This window comes from Aquimarina sp. TRL1 (genome assembly GCF_013365535.1).
Classification (GTDB): Bacteria; Bacteroidota; Bacteroidia; order Flavobacteriales; family Flavobacteriaceae; genus Aquimarina; species Aquimarina hainanensis.
Genome location: NZ_CP053590.1, coordinates 259141 through 280070 on the forward strand (window position 1 = coordinate 259141; position 20930 = coordinate 280070).

General features: G+C 33.5%; 13 protein-coding genes, 1 tRNA gene and 1 pseudogene. 14 read left to right on the plus strand and 1 reads right to left on the minus strand.

All coding sequences use genetic code 11. The features are described 5' to 3' along the window. Together HN014_RS22575 and HN014_RS01125 are read left to right on the plus strand one after the other, a co-directional pair. Window positions 1-156 (plus strand): SsrA-binding protein, encoded by a 156-nt coding sequence (locus tag HN014_RS22575; RefSeq protein ID WP_254884069.1) that lies wholly within the window; start codon window positions 1-3, stop codon window positions 154-156. A gap of 190 nt (window positions 157-346) precedes the next feature. After that, a complete protein-coding gene (locus HN014_RS01125) occupies window positions 347-1168 on the plus strand; it encodes a hypothetical protein (protein WP_176027073.1) in 822 nt (273 codons plus the stop codon). Window positions 1169-1238: 70 nt separating this feature from the next. Here the strand turns inward: HN014_RS01125 and HN014_RS01130 are convergent, their stop codons facing one another. Further along, window positions 1239-1751: an adenine phosphoribosyltransferase gene (locus HN014_RS01130; RefSeq protein WP_176027074.1), complete on the minus strand. Its 513-nt coding sequence runs from the start codon at window positions 1749-1751 to the stop codon at window positions 1239-1241. A gap of 126 nt (window positions 1752-1877) precedes the next feature. Here HN014_RS01130 and HN014_RS01135 point away from each other — a divergent pair. The 12 genes and pseudogenes from HN014_RS01135 to HN014_RS01190 all read left to right on the plus strand — a co-directional run bounded on the left by HN014_RS01135 (window position 1878) and on the right by HN014_RS01190 (window position 20078). Next, a tRNA-Arg gene (locus HN014_RS01135) sits at window positions 1878-1951 on the plus strand. A gap of 392 nt (window positions 1952-2343) precedes the next feature. Continuing rightward, a complete protein-coding gene (locus HN014_RS01140; protein ID WP_176027075.1) occupies window positions 2344-3591 on the plus strand; it encodes a hypothetical protein in 1248 nt (415 codons plus the stop codon). Between the two features lie 102 nt (window positions 3592-3693). Beyond that, on the plus strand, window positions 3694-8646 hold the full coding sequence (locus HN014_RS01145) for a PKD domain-containing protein (protein ID WP_176027076.1): 4953 nt from the start codon (window positions 3694-3696) through the stop codon (window positions 8644-8646). 23 nt (window positions 8647-8669) lie between these two features. Further along, window positions 8670-12500, plus strand: coding sequence for a DUF6443 domain-containing protein (locus HN014_RS01150; protein WP_176027077.1), 3831 nt, complete (start codon window positions 8670-8672; stop codon window positions 12498-12500). Next, complete coding sequence (locus tag HN014_RS01155; protein WP_176027078.1) at window positions 12472-12960, plus strand: hypothetical protein; 489 nt, start codon at window positions 12472-12474, stop codon at window positions 12958-12960. The genes HN014_RS01150 and HN014_RS01155 overlap by 29 nt, the downstream gene beginning before the upstream one ends. A 322-nt stretch (window positions 12961-13282) precedes the next feature. Further along, window positions 13283-14287, plus strand: a pseudogene (locus tag HN014_RS01160) (RHS repeat-associated core domain-containing protein); the annotation flags it as partial. Between the two features lie 3 nt (window positions 14288-14290). Continuing rightward, window positions 14291-14644, plus strand: coding sequence for a hypothetical protein (locus HN014_RS01165; RefSeq protein ID WP_176027079.1), 354 nt, complete (start codon window positions 14291-14293; stop codon window positions 14642-14644). Next, window positions 14644-15276: a hypothetical protein gene (locus HN014_RS01170; protein ID WP_176027080.1), complete on the plus strand. Its 633-nt coding sequence runs from the start codon at window positions 14644-14646 to the stop codon at window positions 15274-15276. The genes HN014_RS01165 and HN014_RS01170 overlap by 1 nt, the downstream gene beginning before the upstream one ends. A gap of 268 nt (window positions 15277-15544) precedes the next feature. Then, window positions 15545-16381, plus strand: a complete 837-nt coding sequence (locus HN014_RS01175; protein ID WP_176027081.1) for a M12 family metallopeptidase — start codon at window positions 15545-15547, stop codon at window positions 16379-16381. 234 nt (window positions 16382-16615) lie between these two features. After that, a complete protein-coding gene (locus tag HN014_RS01180; protein WP_176027082.1) occupies window positions 16616-17701 on the plus strand; it encodes a hypothetical protein in 1086 nt (361 codons plus the stop codon). Between the two features lie 10 nt (window positions 17702-17711). After that, window positions 17712-18740, plus strand: a complete 1029-nt coding sequence (locus HN014_RS01185; RefSeq protein ID WP_217704355.1) for a YncE family protein — start codon at window positions 17712-17714, stop codon at window positions 18738-18740. Between the two features lie 3 nt (window positions 18741-18743). Further along, window positions 18744-20078: a hypothetical protein gene (locus HN014_RS01190; RefSeq protein WP_176027083.1), complete on the plus strand. Its 1335-nt coding sequence runs from the start codon at window positions 18744-18746 to the stop codon at window positions 20076-20078. Window positions 20079-20930: the final 852 nt, after the last annotated feature.

Below are 20930 nucleotides of genomic sequence, written 5' to 3' on the forward strand. Positions count from 1 at the left end.
ATGAAATCCTCTTTTTTTAAAATATTGGCAGCGATCAACAAGACACTACTCCCCAGTTACACCAAAAAACGACTTGATCTCAGTAAGGCTTCAAAATTTCAACTCCTTATTTTTGGTTGGCGCCTTTATGTGACTAAACGGGCTTTACATCAATAATAGGCAGACCAAGAGGCTCTAACACAAGTTAACACTATGTTTTTACATCTCAAAAGTGTATAAAACAAACTATTTATTCTCTGCATCTGCAACATCTTTTTAACCCGCTCGTATTTAAAGCTGTAAAGAAGATAGATACACTTTTTATCTCTTTTCTTTTTGATATCTTAGAATTATAAAAAACAACCGTATGAAAAAATGGATTTTAATAGGAGTCGGCTTAATGGGAATGCTTTCTGTTTCTGCTTTTAATCGCATTGCTACTTTTCCGGTTTCCAAAAACATTTCTAATGAGAATGAGATAACAGCGATTATCAATAAAAAAACGACACAAAAAGAACTGGATGATCTAAAAGCATTTCTTGCAGAAAATGATATTGAGTTAATCATTAAAAAAATAAACTTCAATAAAGAAGGTCTGATTACCGCAATCAATATTGTTATCCAAAAAGGAAGTTCCAAAAGTCACTATTCTTCCTCCTCAAACCAACCTATTCCAGATATCGAATTGGGTTACAAAAACGGAAATCTTTATATCACCAGCACCGGAATGTTTGACATTGCCTCATTTCGCAATCAATCACATACGGGAATTCCAGCAAAAAAAATTGATAGTTTATTAAAACAACACAACCTTTCTTTTGATTTTAACTTTGATAATGAAGATGGAGGTTTTCCTTTTGGAAATGGTGCTATTGATATACAACAATTAAAAGATCAGATTATGCAATCCATGCAGTTCGAAGAAGGTGATATGGAAGCTTTCTTTAACGGACAGGCAATGCATCCTTTTCAGCAACTACATCAAGGTCCAAAATACAGATTTAGAGATGACCCTTCTGTAGAGAAACTAATCATTATTAACGGGAAAGAAAGTAATTTTAAAACATTGGACACATATGCCAAAGAAGATAAACTGGAGGATGTAGATTTTTTGAAACCTGCTACCGCCATCAGTATTTACGGGGATAAAGCCAAAGACGGCGCTATTATCGCCACTTTAAAAAAGTAAGTATATATATTTAATATAAACTTCTCATAGCGATAAAGAGGTAGCATGCAAGAGCAGCTACCTCTTTTTTTTAATATTGTAAAAGTGATTGAATCGGAGCTTTTAATTTTGATCCTCCATCGAGAAATGTCAATTCCATTATAAAATTACACTGTACTACGATCCCTCCTAACTCTTCCACCAATTCACATACTGCTTTTGCCGTTCCTCCGGTAGCTAATACATCATCATGTACCAACACGTGATCCCCAGGTTGAATCGCATCTGTATGAATTTCCAACACATCTGTTCCGTATTCTAACCCATACTGTCTTTGTTTGGTTGTAAATGGCAGTTTCCCTTTTTTTCTTACCGGAACAAAACCGGCTTCCAGGCGTTCTGCTATCATACTGCCTAAAATAAACCCTCTTGCCTCTATACCGATCACTTTATCAATCGATATTCCTTCAGGGCTCACTGCTGCTAATCGATCTGCTGCAGCTACCAGTGCTTTGGGGTTTCCGAGTAAGGGGGTTATATCTTTGAAAAGGATGCCCTCTTTGGGAAAATCCTGTATATCACGTATTAACTGATTAAATTCCATAGTTCTAAGATTAAGCGCATCAAAGATACCAATCTGAAAATCAAAACCCCATATTATTTACTTCAAAAAAACACAAAAATAGTTTTGTTTGATAAATAAAACATCCTATATTTGCCCCCGCAAAACGGCCTCGTAGCATAACTGAATAGTGCACTTGATTACGGCTCAAGAGGTTGCAGGTTTGAATCCTGCCGAGGTCACTTAAAGAGATAAATGTTAAATTTATCTCTTTTTATTTGTTTGAAAATCAGTAATTTAATTTCTTTTTTAGTTCGAACTCAATCCTGTTAGGTCTCCTCTATTTTTATTTTTTAACTAATTGATTTACTTGTCTCTAAGTGTTCGACTCCTGTCGTAGGCTAGAAAACTGTTGGTAAGATAGATTACTCAAAAAAATATCCTAAAATTAAAGAGTGTTTTTTTTAATCATGTAAAGTCTATTTTAGTTTCTAATACTCTCGTTTTATTTCTTATTTAATCTCATGTATACTGATAGTCAGCGAACTATTTACTGCAACTACTGCAAAAAAGTATTTTTTTCAATACATATTACGGTTTTAGCGTATATCTTTGCCGGCCTAATCATCAAATAATGAAAAAAATTACTTTAGGATTATTCATGACTATTTTGGGAGTAAATGGAATAGCCCAAATAAAATTCGAAAAAGGATATTATATCAACAATCAGGGAGACAAAATAGACTGCCTTATAAAAAACGAAGAATGGCATGATAACCCTGCTACAATAGCATATAAAATAAGTGAAGATTCCAGTGATACCTCCCTTTCTATTAATGATTTTAAATCCTTTAAAGTAGGAAATCAACATTATATAAGGGCGAATGTAAAAATAGATAGATCAGGTAGAGACCTTTCTTCTTTGACAGAAAATAGGAGCCCTGAATTTACAGAAGAAACTTTGTTGCTAAAAGTACTAATGAAAGGAAAAGCTTCTTTATACTTGTTTAGAGAAGGAAATTTAAATCTTTATTTTTTTAAAAAAGAAAATAACGATATAGAACAATTAATTTATAAAGAATATTTGATAAGACTTTCAGATAATACATTAAATAGTAGGAAGGTTGGGGTTAATAATTATTTTAGGCAACAATTGTTAAATACGTTGAATTGTCCTGATATTAATGAAAAAGACGCTGCTAATCTTGACTATAAAAAAAAGGAGTTGGTTCGCTATTTTCTTAAATATAATAGGTGTAAAAATGAAGGGTTTACCTATGAGCTAGCTGATAAAATAGAAAAATGGGATGTGAATATAACGGTTAGACCTCGTATTTCCATTCCTTCTATTTCTATTGAAGATAGAAACTATTATCTTCAAAATAGCACAAAGGCATCTGAATTAGAAGATTTTGACACTGGAGTTCGTTTTCAGTTTGGTGTTGAAACAGAATTTGTCTTTCCTTTCTATAAAAACAAATGGTCAATTTTCTTAGAACCTATCTATCAGTCCTACCAATCAGAAGCAAAGGAAACCAGAACAAATGTTTTAGGAACTCAAAATAGAAAATATGCACTGAATTATACTTCTATAGAAGTACCTATAGGTTTACGGCATTATATGTATCTCAATGATCAATCAAGTTTTTTTGTTAGTGGAGCCTTTGTTACTGATTTCGATTTTAATTCCAGCTATAAAGAAATTATAAACGAACGTGTTATTAGAGAGACTAAGGTTAACAGTCGAAGTAATATTGTGGTAGGTCTTGGTTATAAATATGATAGGTATAGTTTAGAAGCAAGACTTGCCAGCAACCGAAAAATTGCTGGATTTTATAGATATAGTTCGATTTCTTTTATTATTGGTTACACTATATTTTAATGAATATAATATTTGCGTACACTTTAGGTAAGCAGTGTCTTTTTTGCTTTGATGATAAGTGTTCCTAACTACTTAATATCATTAGTTTAATTAACATTTTTTATGAAATACTTAATTACAACAGTACTCTTTTTCTTGCTAAGAATTATCGCTTTTTCTCAGGAAGGAGAATCTACTACACAGCCTCCCGCAATATTTCCAACTTCTCCAGAAGCAGCAAGCTTAGGAAAATATGGAGAGATTCCTGTTAATCTTTCTACTGGAAGAATAAATCATACAATTCCATTGCACACCATTAATGAAGCAGGTTTTCGTTTGCCGATTTCACTGTCCTATAACTATTCTGGGTTGATGGTGGATGAGATTCCAGGGGCAACAGGATTAGGTTGGGATTTTTCTGGTAAAGGAATGATTACTAGACAGGTTCGGGGACTTGCAGATGAGTCGCAACTAGGATATATCGGACCTAATAAGATAGGAGAAAAAGTACATAAATTCCATACCAATTCTCACAATATGTCCTCAGAAGAACTTGGGGTGTTGATACGCGAGTCTGCAGCAGGAAAATGGGATACAGAATCTGATAAATATATGATCAGTGTAGGTTCTCTATCAGCTACTTTTTACTTTAATCATAATGGAGAAGCTGTTTTTGCTCCCTATAAAAACTACAAACTTACTCGTTTACCTAATAATGGAGGGTTTAAGCTTATTGATGATTCAGGGATTATATATTATTTTGAACTACAAGAAACTACTGAGATTGAAACTTTAAGCGCTACAGAGCCTACAATCACTATATACCCTTCTGCTTGGGTAATCACTAAAATAGAATTGCCAAATACCAAAACTATTACTTTTCAATACCAAAACTATAGGGTACGACAGAGAACTCATGCTGATACCTGGACTTTAGTAGATATTGGTTCTCCAGATTATCAACGTTGTGTACAGGAACGTAGCTTAAACAGTGTTTCTCACTCTTTTTCAGATAATCAGACTTCAGGGCTTTTACCAAGTAAAATTATTACTCCTTCAGAGACTATCGATCTTACCTATAGTATTCCTTCCAGCGTAACATTGAATCAAAACTTAACCACGTTAGATGCCGTAACCATTACTAACTCTATAGGGCAAAAAGTAATGGAATATACTTTAGGATATAATAATAAGACCTCTCCGAGAAAAGTCCTTACCACCATTAATAGGCGAAAAAATTCAGTCAGTAAATATCAAGAATATTATCGTTTTGAATATTATGGTAATCCTCCAACTGATATTGCTTATTATAAGCAAGATTATTGGGGATATTATAGTGGTAGTACTAATAATACTGGTAGCCTTATTTCAGAAAACTCCAATCGATCTCCTAATTTTAACAATACTCAACAAGGAGCTTTGAAAAAGATATACTATCCTACCAAAGGGTATTCAGAGTTTATATATGAACAGAATCAGGTGTTCGGAAAACTAGATACGGGAGAAATAGGAAATGAAGCCCGTTTAGATTTTTCTGTAAATGAGGTTATTACCTCAGATAGTTATGCGCTGGATGAAAATATAAATAAAACGATTAGGGTTCCTTTTTCCCCCAAGCCCCTTCCAGGTGGAGGAGCTATTAAAGTTAGTTTAGGTTATTATTTGCACACTTCTATGGGGTATTCTCTGGCCTCAGTAGAACTTAAAAAAGTTGGAGCAGGTATGTTTGTACATTGTACAGGCGAGAGAAATGGAACTTGCAACTATAAAACGGAAATTTCTTCGGCAGAACAAGAGCCGGTTACCAAACAACAAGATCAAACATTATATACTTTGGAACCTGGAGATTACGAGTTGATTGTTAGGCTAGAAAGAATTGCAGCTCCCTCAAACCCTGATAGAACGCCAAGAGCTATAGCCAATGTGCTATTAAAATATTATTCAGGGACTCCTGCTGCGGAACCAGAAGTGATTAATATTCCCTTTGGAGGATTGAGAATTAAAGAAGTAAATTCTTATGATAGTCAGGGAGGGCGTACTACTAAACGGTATTCGTATCTGAAAGAAGATGGGGTTACCTCTTCAGGGATCAATCTTTCAAAACCTGTATTTGTAAACAAAGAATCTCATCATTATCTTCCGGACTTAACCCCTCATGGTAGACCAAAAATGGATTGTAATCTTACCAGAAGATTATCTTCCAGTGTTATTCCGTTAAGCACCTATATAGGCAGCCCAGTATTATATACTACTGTAGAAGAGCAATTGGTAAACGATAATAATGAAATACTTAAAAGTCGATTCTATTTTTCAGGAGCAACAGATGTAACAGAAAGTTTTCCTTATGCTCCTACAGAGAAAAAAAACTGGAGAAAAGGGTTGACATTACAGCAACAATCTTATATAAAAAACGGGAATACATTTGAGATAAATGGAAAAATCTCCAATATATATAAGTCTTTAGAGCGTTATACGGGAACCTTAAGTCATTTGAATTCATATAACTTAAAAGCAGGTAAAGTAAGGTATACCTTTGATGCTGCCGGGCACCCATTAACTGCTTCTTCTGGACTTAATAATTCTCAATATACTCGCTACGTAAATCGTTCCGAGTTATACCCTGTTATTACATCAAAACAAGAAGAAATACATCATGGTCAAACCATTACCAAAGATATTGTTTATACCTATGATAGGCCATATGGGCAATTAAAAAAACAAGTTACTACCGATAGTCAGAACAATGAAATTAGTTCAACTTACTTATATCCATATGATAAGGCTGGGGCGGTTAATAATACATTACGACATCAAAATCGAATTAGTACTGCAATAGAAGTTAGCACTGCTAGGAATAATGAGCTGCTACAGACGCAAAGTACTGAATTTAAAAATTGGGAAAATGGTCTTTTGTTACCCTCTTATACTAAAGTTGCCAAGGGTAATAAAGAAGCCGTAGTAACTCTGCGATACCATCGATATGATGAGACAGGAAATCCAATTGAAGTTTCCAGAGAAAATGGAAGCTCTCAAGTACTTATTTGGGGATACCAAAATCAGCTTCCTGTTGCTAAAATCGAAAATGCGAGCTATAATGATATAGCTCCTTATATAGCAAGCCTAAAAACAGCATCAAATGCTGATACAGATCACTGTCGTCAGCCAGGTTGTAAAGAACAACTCCTTAGAGAAGCGCTTGACAATGTAAGAGAACAATTTCCTGATGCCATGGTGACTACCTATACCTATGACCCGCTTATAGGAGTTACCAGTATCACTGATCCCAGAGGGAATACGATCTATCATACCTATGATGCTTTTAACAGACTCTCCTACACTGAGGATCACAATGGTCATGTGCTTCAAAAATATTCATATAATTATGATGGAGAAAAGGAAGCTACTTATGGGGCTTTTAGTATTGCTATTGACGGAGCAACTCAGGGGCAACCAGAGCAGGCAATACCTTATACAGCATCAGTATCAAGAAATGGAAACAGTGGACGTTTTATCTATACCTGGTGGGTGGATAATATAGAGGTTTCCTGTGGGGTGCAATCACAGATCAACAGAACCTTTAATCAGCAAGGAAATCATCAGATACGTCTTAAAGTAGTAGACACTCAAACCAAAGAAGCAAAAACGGTTTCTAAAAATATACAAATAGCCTATCCTGCTTTACAAACACCAGTAGTGACAGCCAGTAGCACACATACCATTAAAGGAACTCCAATTGTCTTTACTACTACCAGTGGAGGAGGCTCAGGTAGCTTACAATATCAGTGGTATGTAAATAATAGTTTGCAACATGATACCGATTCCCGTTTTGATTTTTCTAATAGTACAGTAGGGACGTATTCCGTGTATTGCAAAGTAACAGACACAAAAACAGGAACGTCTAAAAATAGTGCAGTCAAAAAGGTGTACACCTATAACGCCCTTAGTACCCCTGAACTAACAGTTTCCAAAACAGAAGTTATAAAAGGGACTAAGGTAACCTATACCGCTTCGGGTATTAGTGGAGGATCAGGCAGCTATACCTATCAATGGTATGTAAACAACAGTTTGCAAAATGTCAATAGCACAACCTTATCCTATACCCATACTACTACAGGAGCTTTTTCTGTATATCTAAAAGTAGTAGATACCAAGGTAGCTAGTCATACTAAAAACACAACAACTAAAAAAGTAAACGTATATAATAGTTTGGCTACTCCCGGAGTCTACCCCAGTCACAGGCATTTTACTAAAGGAACCTCTGTTAGTTTCCCTACTTCTAATGTAGCAGGAGGGTCTGGGCATCGACGTTACCAATGGTATATTAATAATACGTTACAAGCCTATACAGGAGTTAAGTTAGTTCATTCTTTTGCCTCTGCAGGAACTTATACCATACGATTTAGAGTGATTGATAAAAAAGTTTCTGATCATTCTAAAGAAGAAAGTGTAACGATATATGCTTATCCCCCTTTAAGCACCCCAACAGTAAGTGCAACGAAAACTCATATTAATCAAGGAACCAACACTACTTTTAGGGTAAATAATATCTCAGGAGGATCAGGATCGAGAAAAATTGAATGGTATGTAAATAACGTAAAACAAAGTGCTAGCTCGACCTCATATTCGTATAATTTTCCTAATTCAGGAACTTATACCATTAAATGTAAGGTTATTGATTTAAAGCTGCAAAATGAGAATTATAAGTGGAGTTCTAATTCCCCTGTTTTAAAGGTGTATCCTAAAATGATTATGAGAACCAGCCAATCTGCTACTTCAGTATCGGGCACTTATCCAAGTGTATCGTTTCAAGTAACCAGTCTTTCCGGAGGATCAGGATCTCGCACTCAAGTATCCTGGAAAGCGTTCAAAAGTATAAGCCCATCCAAGGTTTTGGGAACAGGTTCAGGAAGCCAATTTCATTTTTCCAATTTCGAAACAGGAACTCATGAATATAATATTACTGCAACAGTAACAGATAAGCTTACCGGACAACAAGTAAGGAATCTTATGGTAGTCATAGGGAGTGTATCTTCTGATAATGGAGGAGGTGATGGAAATACAGGAGATCAACATTAATATTTAGTAATGCTACAATACAAATGAAAAAACAGATTATAATTTTAATAACAGTACTGATTAGCTTGAGTATTCAGGCACAGGAAGCACTCTCTGATAAGAACTATGTTTATAGTATTGCCCCTCAGTTTGCAGTGACAATTGCAAATCTGGAAAACAGCAATTGTAATACGGACACAGCCGAATCCATTAAACAGATTACCTATTTTGATGGTTTAGGGCGTCCGATTCAGCAAATCGGGATCGGGCAATCTCCCAGTCATAAGGATATTGTAACACATATTACCTATGACAGCTATGGAAGACAGAGCAAACAGTATTTACCCTTTGTATCCACTACTGCTACCGGAGCCTATAAAACGGTGAATGTGGCTACAGATATTGATGCATATTATAAAAGTAACTACCCGCAGGATTTTACAGGCACTAGTGTTAATGCTTATTCAGAAAGTGTTTTTGAAGCCTCTCCTATAAACCGGGTGATCAAACAGGCAGCTCCGGGAACAGCCTGGAAAGCTAACAGTGAGATCAGTGCCATGGCAGCTGATCATACCATCAAAACTGACTGGACAACAAATCAGGCAGATATTCCGCTGTTTGAGGTTACATTTACAGCTGGGGATACTGAAAAACCAGTACTTCGTAAAAATGGAAACTATGCTCCCAGTCAATTGCTGGTTACCATTATCAAAGATGAAAACTGGACGAGAGCTGATGGAGATAATCATACCACCAGAGAATATAAAAACAAGCAGGGACAGATAGTTCTAAAAAGAACCTATACTGCATCAGAAGCACATGATACTTATTATGTATATGATAGATTTGGTAATTTAAGTTTTGTACTACCCCCCAAGGTAGATGTTAGTGACGGGGTGTCTGCTACAGAGCTTGCAGAACTGTGTTATCAATATACCTACGATTATCGCAACCGGCTGATTACAAAGAAAATTCCCGGAAAAGGATGGGAGTATATTGTCTATGACAATCTGGACCGACCGGTATTGACACAGGACAGTTTGCTCAGAGCGGCGAATAGATGGTTGTTTACCAAATACGATGTTTTTGATCGAGTGGTCTATACCGGTAGCTATACTGCCCCACAGGATCAGACAGTAACACAGTTACGCAGGCTCTTTAAAGATAAAACCACACAGCAAAACTACGAGCGAAAAACACCCCGTGTCAGTGTGGATCAGGAAAACTATTATTCCAATGACAATTTTCCTACCACTGGACTGGAACTGTTGACCATTCAGTATTACGATACCTATCAGGGATTCACCAATACCCACTTAGTAACGACTTATGGAGTAGAGAGTACGACAAAAACAAAATCCTTAGCCACAGCCAGTAAGGTAAAAGTACTGGATACAGACGCCTGGATTACCACCATTACGTACTATGATGATAAAGCCAGACCTATCTATGTCAAAACGGTAAACCCATATCTGAATACCATTGATATTATGGAGTATGAATTGGATTTTACAGGCAAGGTACTGCGTTTGAAAACTACACATACCAAAGGGAATAATACACCCATTGTAACAACGGATGTCTTTACCTATGATCATATGGGACGTTTGCTTACCCAACAACAAAGCATTGGAACATATACAGAAACCATTGCCAGTAATACCTATGATGAGTTAGGGCAACTCATCGCTAAAAAGGTAGGGAACGAATTACAAACAGTAGATTACAGCTATAATGTACGGGGATGGCTTACCGGGATTAATGATGTCAACAATCTGGGATCAGATCTGTTTGCCTTTGGGATTAATTATAACAGGGTGACCGAAAATGCTTCCAGAGCTGATGGGTTATACAATGGAAATATCAGCGAGACGCTCTGGAAAACTGCCAGTGACAACACCAAACGTTCCTATTCCTATCAGTATGATGATTTAAACCGGATCACTGCCGGATATGCCAATATAGGAAGTTATAACCTATTAGGAGTTACCTATGATAAGAATGGGAATATCCAGACCCTTACCAGAAACGGGCATACCAATGCAGCAGCCACTGCCTTTGGAGCAATGGATAAATTAGTGTATTCTTATAATGGAGGAAACAAATTACTAAAGGTAACGGATAGCGGAAATAAAATTTTTGGGTTTACAGATGGGACCAATACAGAGGATGACTATACCTATGACGCCAATGGGAATATGACCAGGGATGGCAATAAAGGAATTACAGAGATTCAGTATAACCATTTAAATTTACCTAAACAGATAACGCTGGCAGGAAAAGGAAATATTAATTATATTTACGACGCCGCTGGTACCAAGTTAAGAAAAACGGTAACAGAGGGAGGTTCTTTAACAACGACAGATTATGCAGGGAACTACATCTATAAAAACGGAAGGTTAACATTTTTTAATCATCCGGAAGGCTATGTGGAACCTGATGGGAACAATGGATATGATTATACCTATCAGTATAAAGATCACCTGGGGAATATACGCCTGTCATATGCAGGAGTAAAAACCTATATCCAGGATGTTTTTGATCAGGGAAGTAGTGATTGGACAGGAGGTGCCTTAGAGGTAGTAGATCAAAAGTTGCATATTGATGTCAAAAACATGTATAGCGGTACCCATAAACGTATTTATGGAGATTTTACCAAGGGGCAACAATTGACCTTATCCTTTAATCTAACGATGGCTAATGAAGCAGATAAGATGCGAATTCTTATCCAGGAGTTAGATGGAAATTCAGTGAGTTTGGGATGGAAATCCTTAGGAGATGTTGGTAGTGGGACTCATAATAAAACCTATACAATCCGTAATGAAGGGGTAGCTTCTATTTTGGTGAAGATAGGATTGTCTGAGGCAAATACAGAAGTCTCTACTGTAGAATTGGATGATATTCGTTTATCGGATCGATCTGAAAATGGGATTGTGATAAAGGAAGAGAAACATTACTATCCTTTTGGGCTTGAACATCGCGGATACAACCCCTTGATTACAGGGAGAAAGCATAGCTATGGGTATAATGGGAAAGAGGAAGAAAATGAACTTGATTTTAAAACTCTTGATTATGGAGCAAGATTCTATGATCCAGCAACAGGAAGATGGTTTACACCAGATGCTCTAGCTGAGAAATACTATTCTACATCACCTTATACTTACGCCTTAGATAATCCTATAATTTATATTGACCCTGATGGAAATCAGGTAGAGATGTGTTGTGAGGAGTTACAAGGTTTTTTAGCGGGTATGGTAGATAATACTTTTGGAACCAATCTTAGAAGTAGAGGAAATACCCAAGCATTTAGAAATGGAGTTAATACTGCTAATGGTACATCTGCTGCAATTTCTGTTATTTTACTTGTAGATGGTACTGCAAATGCAGCAGCAGGAACAGCAGGTTTAGTAGCTTCTGGTGCGGCAACAGTGGCTACAGCAGGTAGTGGATCAATTGCAACAGGACCAGCAGCAGCAGCTAGTGGTACATTATTAGCAAAAGGATTAACAGAAATAGGTATTGGTACTATTATGGCTAATAATGTTAAGAACAATATGGAAGCTGATGCTAACAGTAGTTCTTCTTCTAGTAATCGTCCTTCAAGAAACAAACCTAAACAAGAAGGAAAGCCTAATAGTAGTGAAATACAAGCTAGAGATTCAGATGGAAATGTTACCAAGTATAGTACTTATGATGAAAATGGTAAACTAGTTAAGGAATATAGAGGTACAGGTAAAGATCATGGAGATATACCACGTCCTAATGTTAAAGAACCTAGTTATAATATAAACCCTAAAACGGGAGAAAAATTCCAGAACGGATATAAAGTAAGAAAAGCAACATCTAATGAAATACCAGGTTATAATGGAGAATAAAATAAAGAATAGCATACTAGAAATAGATACGAATTTCTTGACAGACTTTAAAGATTTTGAAAAAGTTAATGATGATTGGAATGTTGAAAAATATCTAAATTTTAGTTATGATATTAATGCAGCTATTGCTTTTTCTAAACTATACTTCCCAACATTTATAGAGTATAGAGGTTGTATTGTATTAGAAAGCCGTTTCGATGAAGGTGTTTTCGAAGATTGGTATAAAGAATTTAACGGGGAAATTAAGCAGATAGAAAAAATGTGTAATCTATATGAACTAAAAGATCTATTTCATATTAATAGCCCAAACCAATCAATTGGCAAAATTAAGGAATTAGGGAAATCATTAAAGATTAGTTGGGAACAAAATCTTAAAATACTATTTCCTAATAAAGATATTGAAGTTAGTCTGATAGATGAAAATGATTCGTGTTACATCACGATTAACTCAAGAAAATAGAGCAATAAATTCCTGTAGGGTTATAATATGTTGCTAGTTCGAGTTTGTGACTCGGACTTTCATATGAATAAGCAGATAAAATAAATATAAAGACCAGTTATAGAGATATAGCTGGTTTTTTTATGATATACTTTAGTGGTGGGGTGGCGCAATATATCTTGTAGATACAGAAAAATGTAGTGCAGATCGTATACAAATCATTATTTTAGGTATGTAAAAGGTGGTGCAGAAGGAACGTTCTTAAAAAAATAAGTTAGCAGCTCTAGGTATAGGCTAAAAAAAGGGATACGCTAAAAAAAATCGCGTAAACTACTATCCCTTTGGGTTACAGCACAAGGGTTACAATAATACTATTGTCGGCGCTGAAAATAATTATCATACATTTAATGGAGTAGAACACGAAGAAGCATTAGGTTTAAATATCTACGAAATGGATGTTAGGCAATATGACCCAGCTATCGCAAGATTTACTTCTTTAGATCCTGTTACGCACTTCTTTTCGTCACCATATAATGCTTTTGATAATAATCCTGTAGTTTGGTCAGACCCTAGTGGAGCTGATGCTACCAAACTTATAAATGATGCTTGGAACGCAGCTGGTAATGGAACTACTACATTCACAAACAATAATGATGGAACTTTTTCTGGAAGTAATGGAACAACAGTTGATTGTGATGATTGTCCATCAGTTCAATTATATGAAACTGCAAAATATAATAACACTTTACCGAACTATGATGAAAGTAGGGCAAATGAAGCTATTACTGTAGGAGACTATAGTTTAACACCATATTATAAAGATGGAGAGATTGTAGCTTATGGTGCAGCAAGAGGTAATAGATTAGAATATATAATTGCTGCAGGAAGTGTAGGAGCCTTTCAAGAAAATGCTTTTATATATACTACAGCAGCAAATCTTTTCTATATAAATGGGTATGCTCCAGATGAAAATACTATAGCATTATCCCAAGGAGACCTTAGTGGTTTGGGTGGAATGTGGAAAGAAGCATTATCAAGCCCTCAATATTATCTTTATGTGGCTACAGTACTTGCAGGAGGAGCAAATGTTAATGTAAATAAAGCGGCAATAGAAAGTAATTTTAGAAGATTTGTCAAAAAAGCACCTTCAAACTCTAAAGCAAATGCAACTATGACACCTTTAGGTAATAGTGGGAATTATCTATTTGAAGCAACTTCCCCAGGTAAAGTACCTGGTTCAAAAGCTGTATATCAAAAATGGGTAAATAATAAAGGAGAAACTACTAGAATGTTAAAGACAACTTATGCGCCAGACGGAAAAGTTATTCACGTTAAAGCTAAACACTAAGGTATGCGAGATAGAAAAGAAATTTTAAAAGATATTATTCTAATCAATGGAGATTTATCTCTTTTAGAGAAAGAACTTTCTCCTTATTCTTGGGATGTTGAAGAATCTTTGATAGTACTTAAAGGAATTGATTTTGTTACTTTGTTTAAAAAAAGTATTGAGGATAAAGTTACTTTTGAAAGCTTAGTAAAATGGGCAAATTTGATAGAATGTAGAGACGATATTGATTTTGAAACAGATGTTTTACAAGAATACATTTTTGAAATAGCAAACCCAGAGATAAATGGAGAACTAACTAGGGAGAGAGTAAATGAAATCATCTTAGATTTAGAAATGAAAATTGAAAGAACTGAATAATGAAATTTATATTAATACTTACTTTATTATTTGGCTTAACTATAAATGCTCAATCTGATAAGTCATTTTTAAATGATAAGATAGGCAAATACTCAAATGATAAGATAGATAAATTAGTAGATAAAAAAATAATCTCTGATTTTGATGCTACAATTTTGAAAGTCTATACAGTCAAATTAAAAGCTGATGGGAATAATATTAAAGAATATACCTATTCACGATTATTAGATAGTTTAAGTTCTTTAAAAAAAGGAATGAAAAATGGTATTGTAAAGCTTAATAATCACGGTAAAGATTCTATTTTTATAAGAACTCCTTACAATCAAAAAATGTTTGTAGGCTTAGGCAAAATGAGTCTTGAAAAACTTATAGCAAGAGAAAGCAAGAATTTACCAAGTGATTACCACGCCAGTTTAAATAATTTTATTACTTCGCCAGAAGTAATGGTAAAAGCTATGAACCAAATGAAGTTAGACCCACTTACGTCTATGTTATTTGGTAATATCATTTTAATTAAAACCGAAAACGGTGAAGAAATGTCAAATTTTAAAATAGGTGCTGTATTGGAAATAGCGAACCGTATTAAAAAGACAGAGGAATTTACACCTATTAAACAAATATTAAAGTTATAAAATAAAACCACCTTCAGGTGGTTTTTTTATGTTTTAAAATAGCTATGTAGATAGCAAGGCTATACAAAAATGTGTTTTTTAAAACTTTAACACATTAATAATTCAAACATTAACAAACAATACATTTTTTTTATTGTAATCAATTGTTTTTAAAACTATTAAGCTTTACACGGGTTTACCTCATGTTAATGTATAGTTAATCATTTTGTTTACGATAAGACTAAATAAATCTACACTAATTTTAGTATAAACTTTTAAAACCATAAATATGAAATTGAGACTTAATTTAAGTATATTCATAGGAATTGCTTTAGGAATGATTTCCTGTGAGAGAGAGGCTAACTTTCATCAATCTGAACAGATAACTAACCAAGAATATTATAATTATCAAGAAACTGAGACATTTAATATTGAAGGGCGAACCATTGAAGTACCATTATCAGCTACTCAAAAAGATAGATATATTATAGGAGGAGATCTTCTTATGACTAGAGCTCAAGTAATAAAATATTATTCTAAAAACACAAAAGGTTTTCTAAAATATAAACCTTGGCCAGAAGGAAAGGTATATTATCAATGGGCTCCTTCCATCAGTTCAAGAGTTAAATCTTTAACAACCCAAGCGATTAATCACATCTCAAGCAAAGTTCCCAAAATTACATTTATAGAAAGCAAAGGGAATGGGGATTACCTTAAAATAAGTGATAATCATATATACAGTTCAGGAGGAGAAGTAGAAATTATTGGTTATGAGCAAAGAATGGGAGAAAAAAATGTTAGAATAGGTAAAAGTGCAGATTTAGTGACCATAATTCATGAACTCGGACATTCTTTAGGTTTGTTACATGAATTTACTAGACCTGACCGAGATAAATATATTCTGTTTCATCCTGATAATGGTCCATTTTATACTCAGCCTATCGATGGAAGTGGAAGGCTTGAAGGGACATTTGATTATGAGTCAATTATGAATTATTCTTCAGTAAGAGTTCACGACACAGCACCATATTATACAATAGTACGAAAAGACAATATGATGCCTATTATTGTAGGTAATAGTCTGAGTAGTGGAGATATATCTGCTCTTAATTCTCTCTATAAATAAAACTAATTATTTGATATTCTAATTGATTGAAACCTCTTTTCTCTCTAATTCATGCAAAAAATAAAATAAAGATACAGAACAGTACTTATTTATTATTTGCCTACAAAAATGCTTCTCTTAATAGTTAATCCTACATTGCTCTGCTATCTACATAGCTATTTTAAAACAGAGAATGTAAACTTATAATTTTTAAGAGAATGTATATTGAAAAATTCGATTATAAATCAGAAACATATGGAAGATATTAAGCTATTTAATCCAACACCAAATAAAGTATACTTACCATTTGCTCTAAAAAAACACAGAAAAGAAACAGACAAAATTGACGAATATAAGGATTGGCTTTTAAAATTTAAATTAGTACAGAATGAGACTCAAGCACTGTCATTAGCTAGAACAGGAAGTTATCATGTCAGAATATTTTATCCCAATATAAAGTCATTTCAAGAAAAAGATATAGTTGATTTGTGTAACTGGGTATGTTTATTGGATGAAATTATTGAAAAAAAAATAAAGAAAGAAGAGGTGTCTAACGTTGGCTATTTTTTGCATAAACTGGTAGCTAAAATTAAATCCTACACACTTTATAATTCTATTTATTTTGAAAACATCGGTAATGATGAACTTATACACAAGCTAATAAACGCATTAAACGATGTAATAGAAAGAATAAAGCTATGGTCAGAAATAACTTATGTAAACAGCATAATTAATGAAATTGTTAATTTCATATTAGTAGCAGAATGGGAATCTTTCTTAGATATAAGTAATCCATTAACAATTCTTGATGACTATTGTTTAATGAGGACCACAAACGGAGGAGGTCATTTCGCAAATTCAATTATAAAATGCATTAACAAAGTTGAACCGAATATCAATGAAAAAAGACCTGGATTAACTCAAGTATTGATTAATTCTATATTGTTAGTTTTAGTAATAGACAATGATATTTACTCATATAATAAAGAGTATGAAGAAAAAAACATTAGAAACAACATAATAACTCTGGTTAATAAAAAGTACCAAAACAATTGTATAATTAGCTCATTAAATCAGGTTATAGATTTACGTAATCAGATATTATTTTGTTATGTAAACCAACGTGATAAACTTATGAAAACAGAGAATAATGGTATATACGACTACTTAAATAGTTTAGAACAAATGATCCCAGGTAATTTAATATTTGGTAAAACATGTAAAAGATATAACACTTCTAACAAAATTATACCAGATTTAAAGTCAAGTTCAAATTTTAAAGATTCAGGTAACATACATTTAGACATCAAATCAATACAATGGTGGTGGAGAACAAATTAAACATATTATAATGAAGAAAAGTATAAAGAAATCTAATGAGTTATATGTTCCATTAGCTCACTTAAATGAAGTAATCGTCATTGATATTAACACCAATGAAATAATAAAAAATATTCCGATCAATGACACACCAATCTTACCATTAGGAAGTAGACCTACAGTTTTAACAGCAACATTAGATGGCCAAAAGATTTACACCGATAACTTTGGTTTAATACCTACTACTATATCGGTGATTGATAGGCAATCAAATACCGTTAAATCAATTATCATAAACGGAGTTCCTCTTGGTACATTTCTATCAATTGATGGTAAAGAATTATATGTTTCTGAGAACAATAAAAGTGTAGAAGTGATATGTACAAAAACAGACAAAATAATTAGACGTCTTAATTTCTATGATGTTCCTGTAGCTTGTATGGGGGGGCCAGATGGTAATCTTTATATTGGGTTTGCAAATGGATTTTTAGGAGTTTATGATTCAGAAAATGGTGAAACAATTCGTGAACCTATATTTACAGGGGGAACATTACCCGCTTGGTATACATTTTCTTCAGACAGAAATAAGTTATATGTAGATGTAGTGTGTTCTATAGGAGTTATAGACATTAAGGAATGGAAACTTATAAAATCTATTTCTACAAAAAACAATAGAGAAGATGACTCATGGGCATTTACCTCTACACTATCTCCTAATGGAGATAAACTTTATGTTACATTATTAGGAGATAAAGGAGTATTAGTTATTGATACTAAAACCGATACTATAATTTCAGAAATTGAGACAGCTGGATCTGCTACTTGCGTAACTTTTAGTTCAGATGGCAGATATGGCTATATTAGTGATATGGGGCCAAGTCTATCATATCTAAAAGGACCTTCAGGTGGAACAATATTAGGAACAGCTTGGGTAGGTTTTGGAATTATTGGAAATGGTCAAATTATAATATTTGATCCAATTTCAGACAAAATCATTGGAGAACCAATAAGTGTTGGTCCTACACCTGGAATAACTGTTTGTTTACCAAGCATTGATTAATTTATGAGAAATAAAGTAGCTATTATCATAGGAGGAAGTATTACAGGCTGTTTAATTGCGGAAGCAATTTCAGAGGTGTTTGAGAAGGTTTTAATACTTGAAAAAGAACAATTTGAAAATTTCAAAAAAGACAGAAAAAATGTACCTCAAGAAAAACATGTACATGTATTGTTAAATAAAGGTGAGCAATTAATTGAAGAAATTTTTCCGAAGTTGATGGACGATTTAAAAAGAGGAGGTGCTAACTATATAGATATGGGAATAGATATAGATTGGTTCCAGTTTGGATCGTGGAAAAAAAAAATTTCAAAAATGGGTTTATATACACATTTTTTTTCTAGAAAACTATTAGATAACTGTGTAAAAAAAAGAATCCTCAATAACTCTAAAATTGAAATAATATCAAATAGCTCTTTTGATTCTTATTTATATGAGAAAAGAAATAATTCAATTTGCGTAGCCGGAGTAAAAATTTATCTAAATGACAATGAAAAAGTTTTATACTCTGATTTGGTCATAGATGCAAGTGGATATGGATCAAAAACAGATAAACTATTAAAATTAAAAGGTTTAGGAACAACTGTTAAAGAAGAAATAATAACAAACCTTGGATATGTTTCAAGACTCTATAAAAGAGACAAAAATACTCCAAACAAAAATGAAACAACTGTTGTCTGGTCTAAGCCTCCAAAAGAAAAAGCAATTGGCTTGATAATTCCTGTTGAAAATGATCAATGGCTAGTATCTGTTGGTGGATGGCATAATAATTTTCCGGATAAGAAAGTGAGTGATTTTTTAAAATTTACTAAAGACTCAATTCCAGTAAAACAATTTTATGATCGAATAAAAAATTATCAGCCAATATCAGACGTTTATAGATTCAAACTGAAAGGAGGTATTTGGAAACATTATGAAAAATTAGAAAAATTTCCAGATGGATTACTTGTAACAGGATCAGCTTTGTGTGCTCCAAATCCTTTCTATGGACAAGGAATAACTTTATCTGCAATTCAAGCTAACATTATCAAATCAAACATAGAAGAATGGACACTTGAAAAGCAGAATACAGCTCATATACAATCTTTGTTTACAAGAAGTATTAATACATCTTGGAATATGGCTAAAATAGAAGACCTGCGTTTCTCAGAAACAGTTGGAAACCGAAATATAATCATTAAGCTTATTCAGTGGTACGGAAAGAAATTTTCAAAAGTATCTTCTTTAACTTACTTTGCTCGTAAAATTCAACTTGAAATTATACATTTAAACAAATCATTTTATTGGATGTTTCACCCCATAATTTTGTTTCAAATGATAGTCAACCATAAAAAAATATAATGTTTTATGCGGGTACACTATAGTAGAACTAACTCAAAATAACCCTATTTTTGCAAAGACAAATAAAGACAAATAATGTCTTTAAATTAAAGTCCTTAATTAAGGAAAATGGAAGCATTAGGCGAATACTTACGAATGCTCTGCCATCTACATCGTTATTTTAAAACAAAGTGTCTCTTAAATGGTTATTAGTTGAAAAATAGTAATTTTAGGTTCAGGAAAGAAATAAAAAGTGATCTCAGGAACATAAAGATCACTTTTTATCATTATGAATTTTTGTTTAATTTTTTAAATTCTCAATAAGTTGTTAAATAATTTAAAGGACTGACATTAAATTATTTATTATCAATTTTTTATTTTTAAAAAAGCTCGACAATAATCCTGCCGAGGTCTCAAAGTATTAAAAGCCAGACAATATTGTCTGGCTTTTTTTGATTGTTGCTTTTGTATTTATTTTTTAAAAATTTCATTAGATATTGTATTGCTTATTTCGTGTATTCTCTCCGTATTGCAATAGCTAATATAAAAATTGATATTCTGACATAACTTCACTCCATCACTTGCTGGAATGAGATAAATGTATTGATGCTTTGATCTTCTCCAAAACCTTTTTATCCACCTGTTATCTGTAATCCTTTCTTTTCCATTCCATAGAAACCTTTACCCTTTATGCAAAATGAAATTTGCCCATTTATGTGTGGCAAACCACATTCCCAGATCAAAATTGATAATCTCAGGTTTTCCATGCTTTTTTATCCTCTCTTGGAAAACATTAACACAATGTTGGGTTTCTTAATTATTTGAAATATTCGTCTAACGATCTTTCTTGAACCCCCTAGATAATAGCAGTAC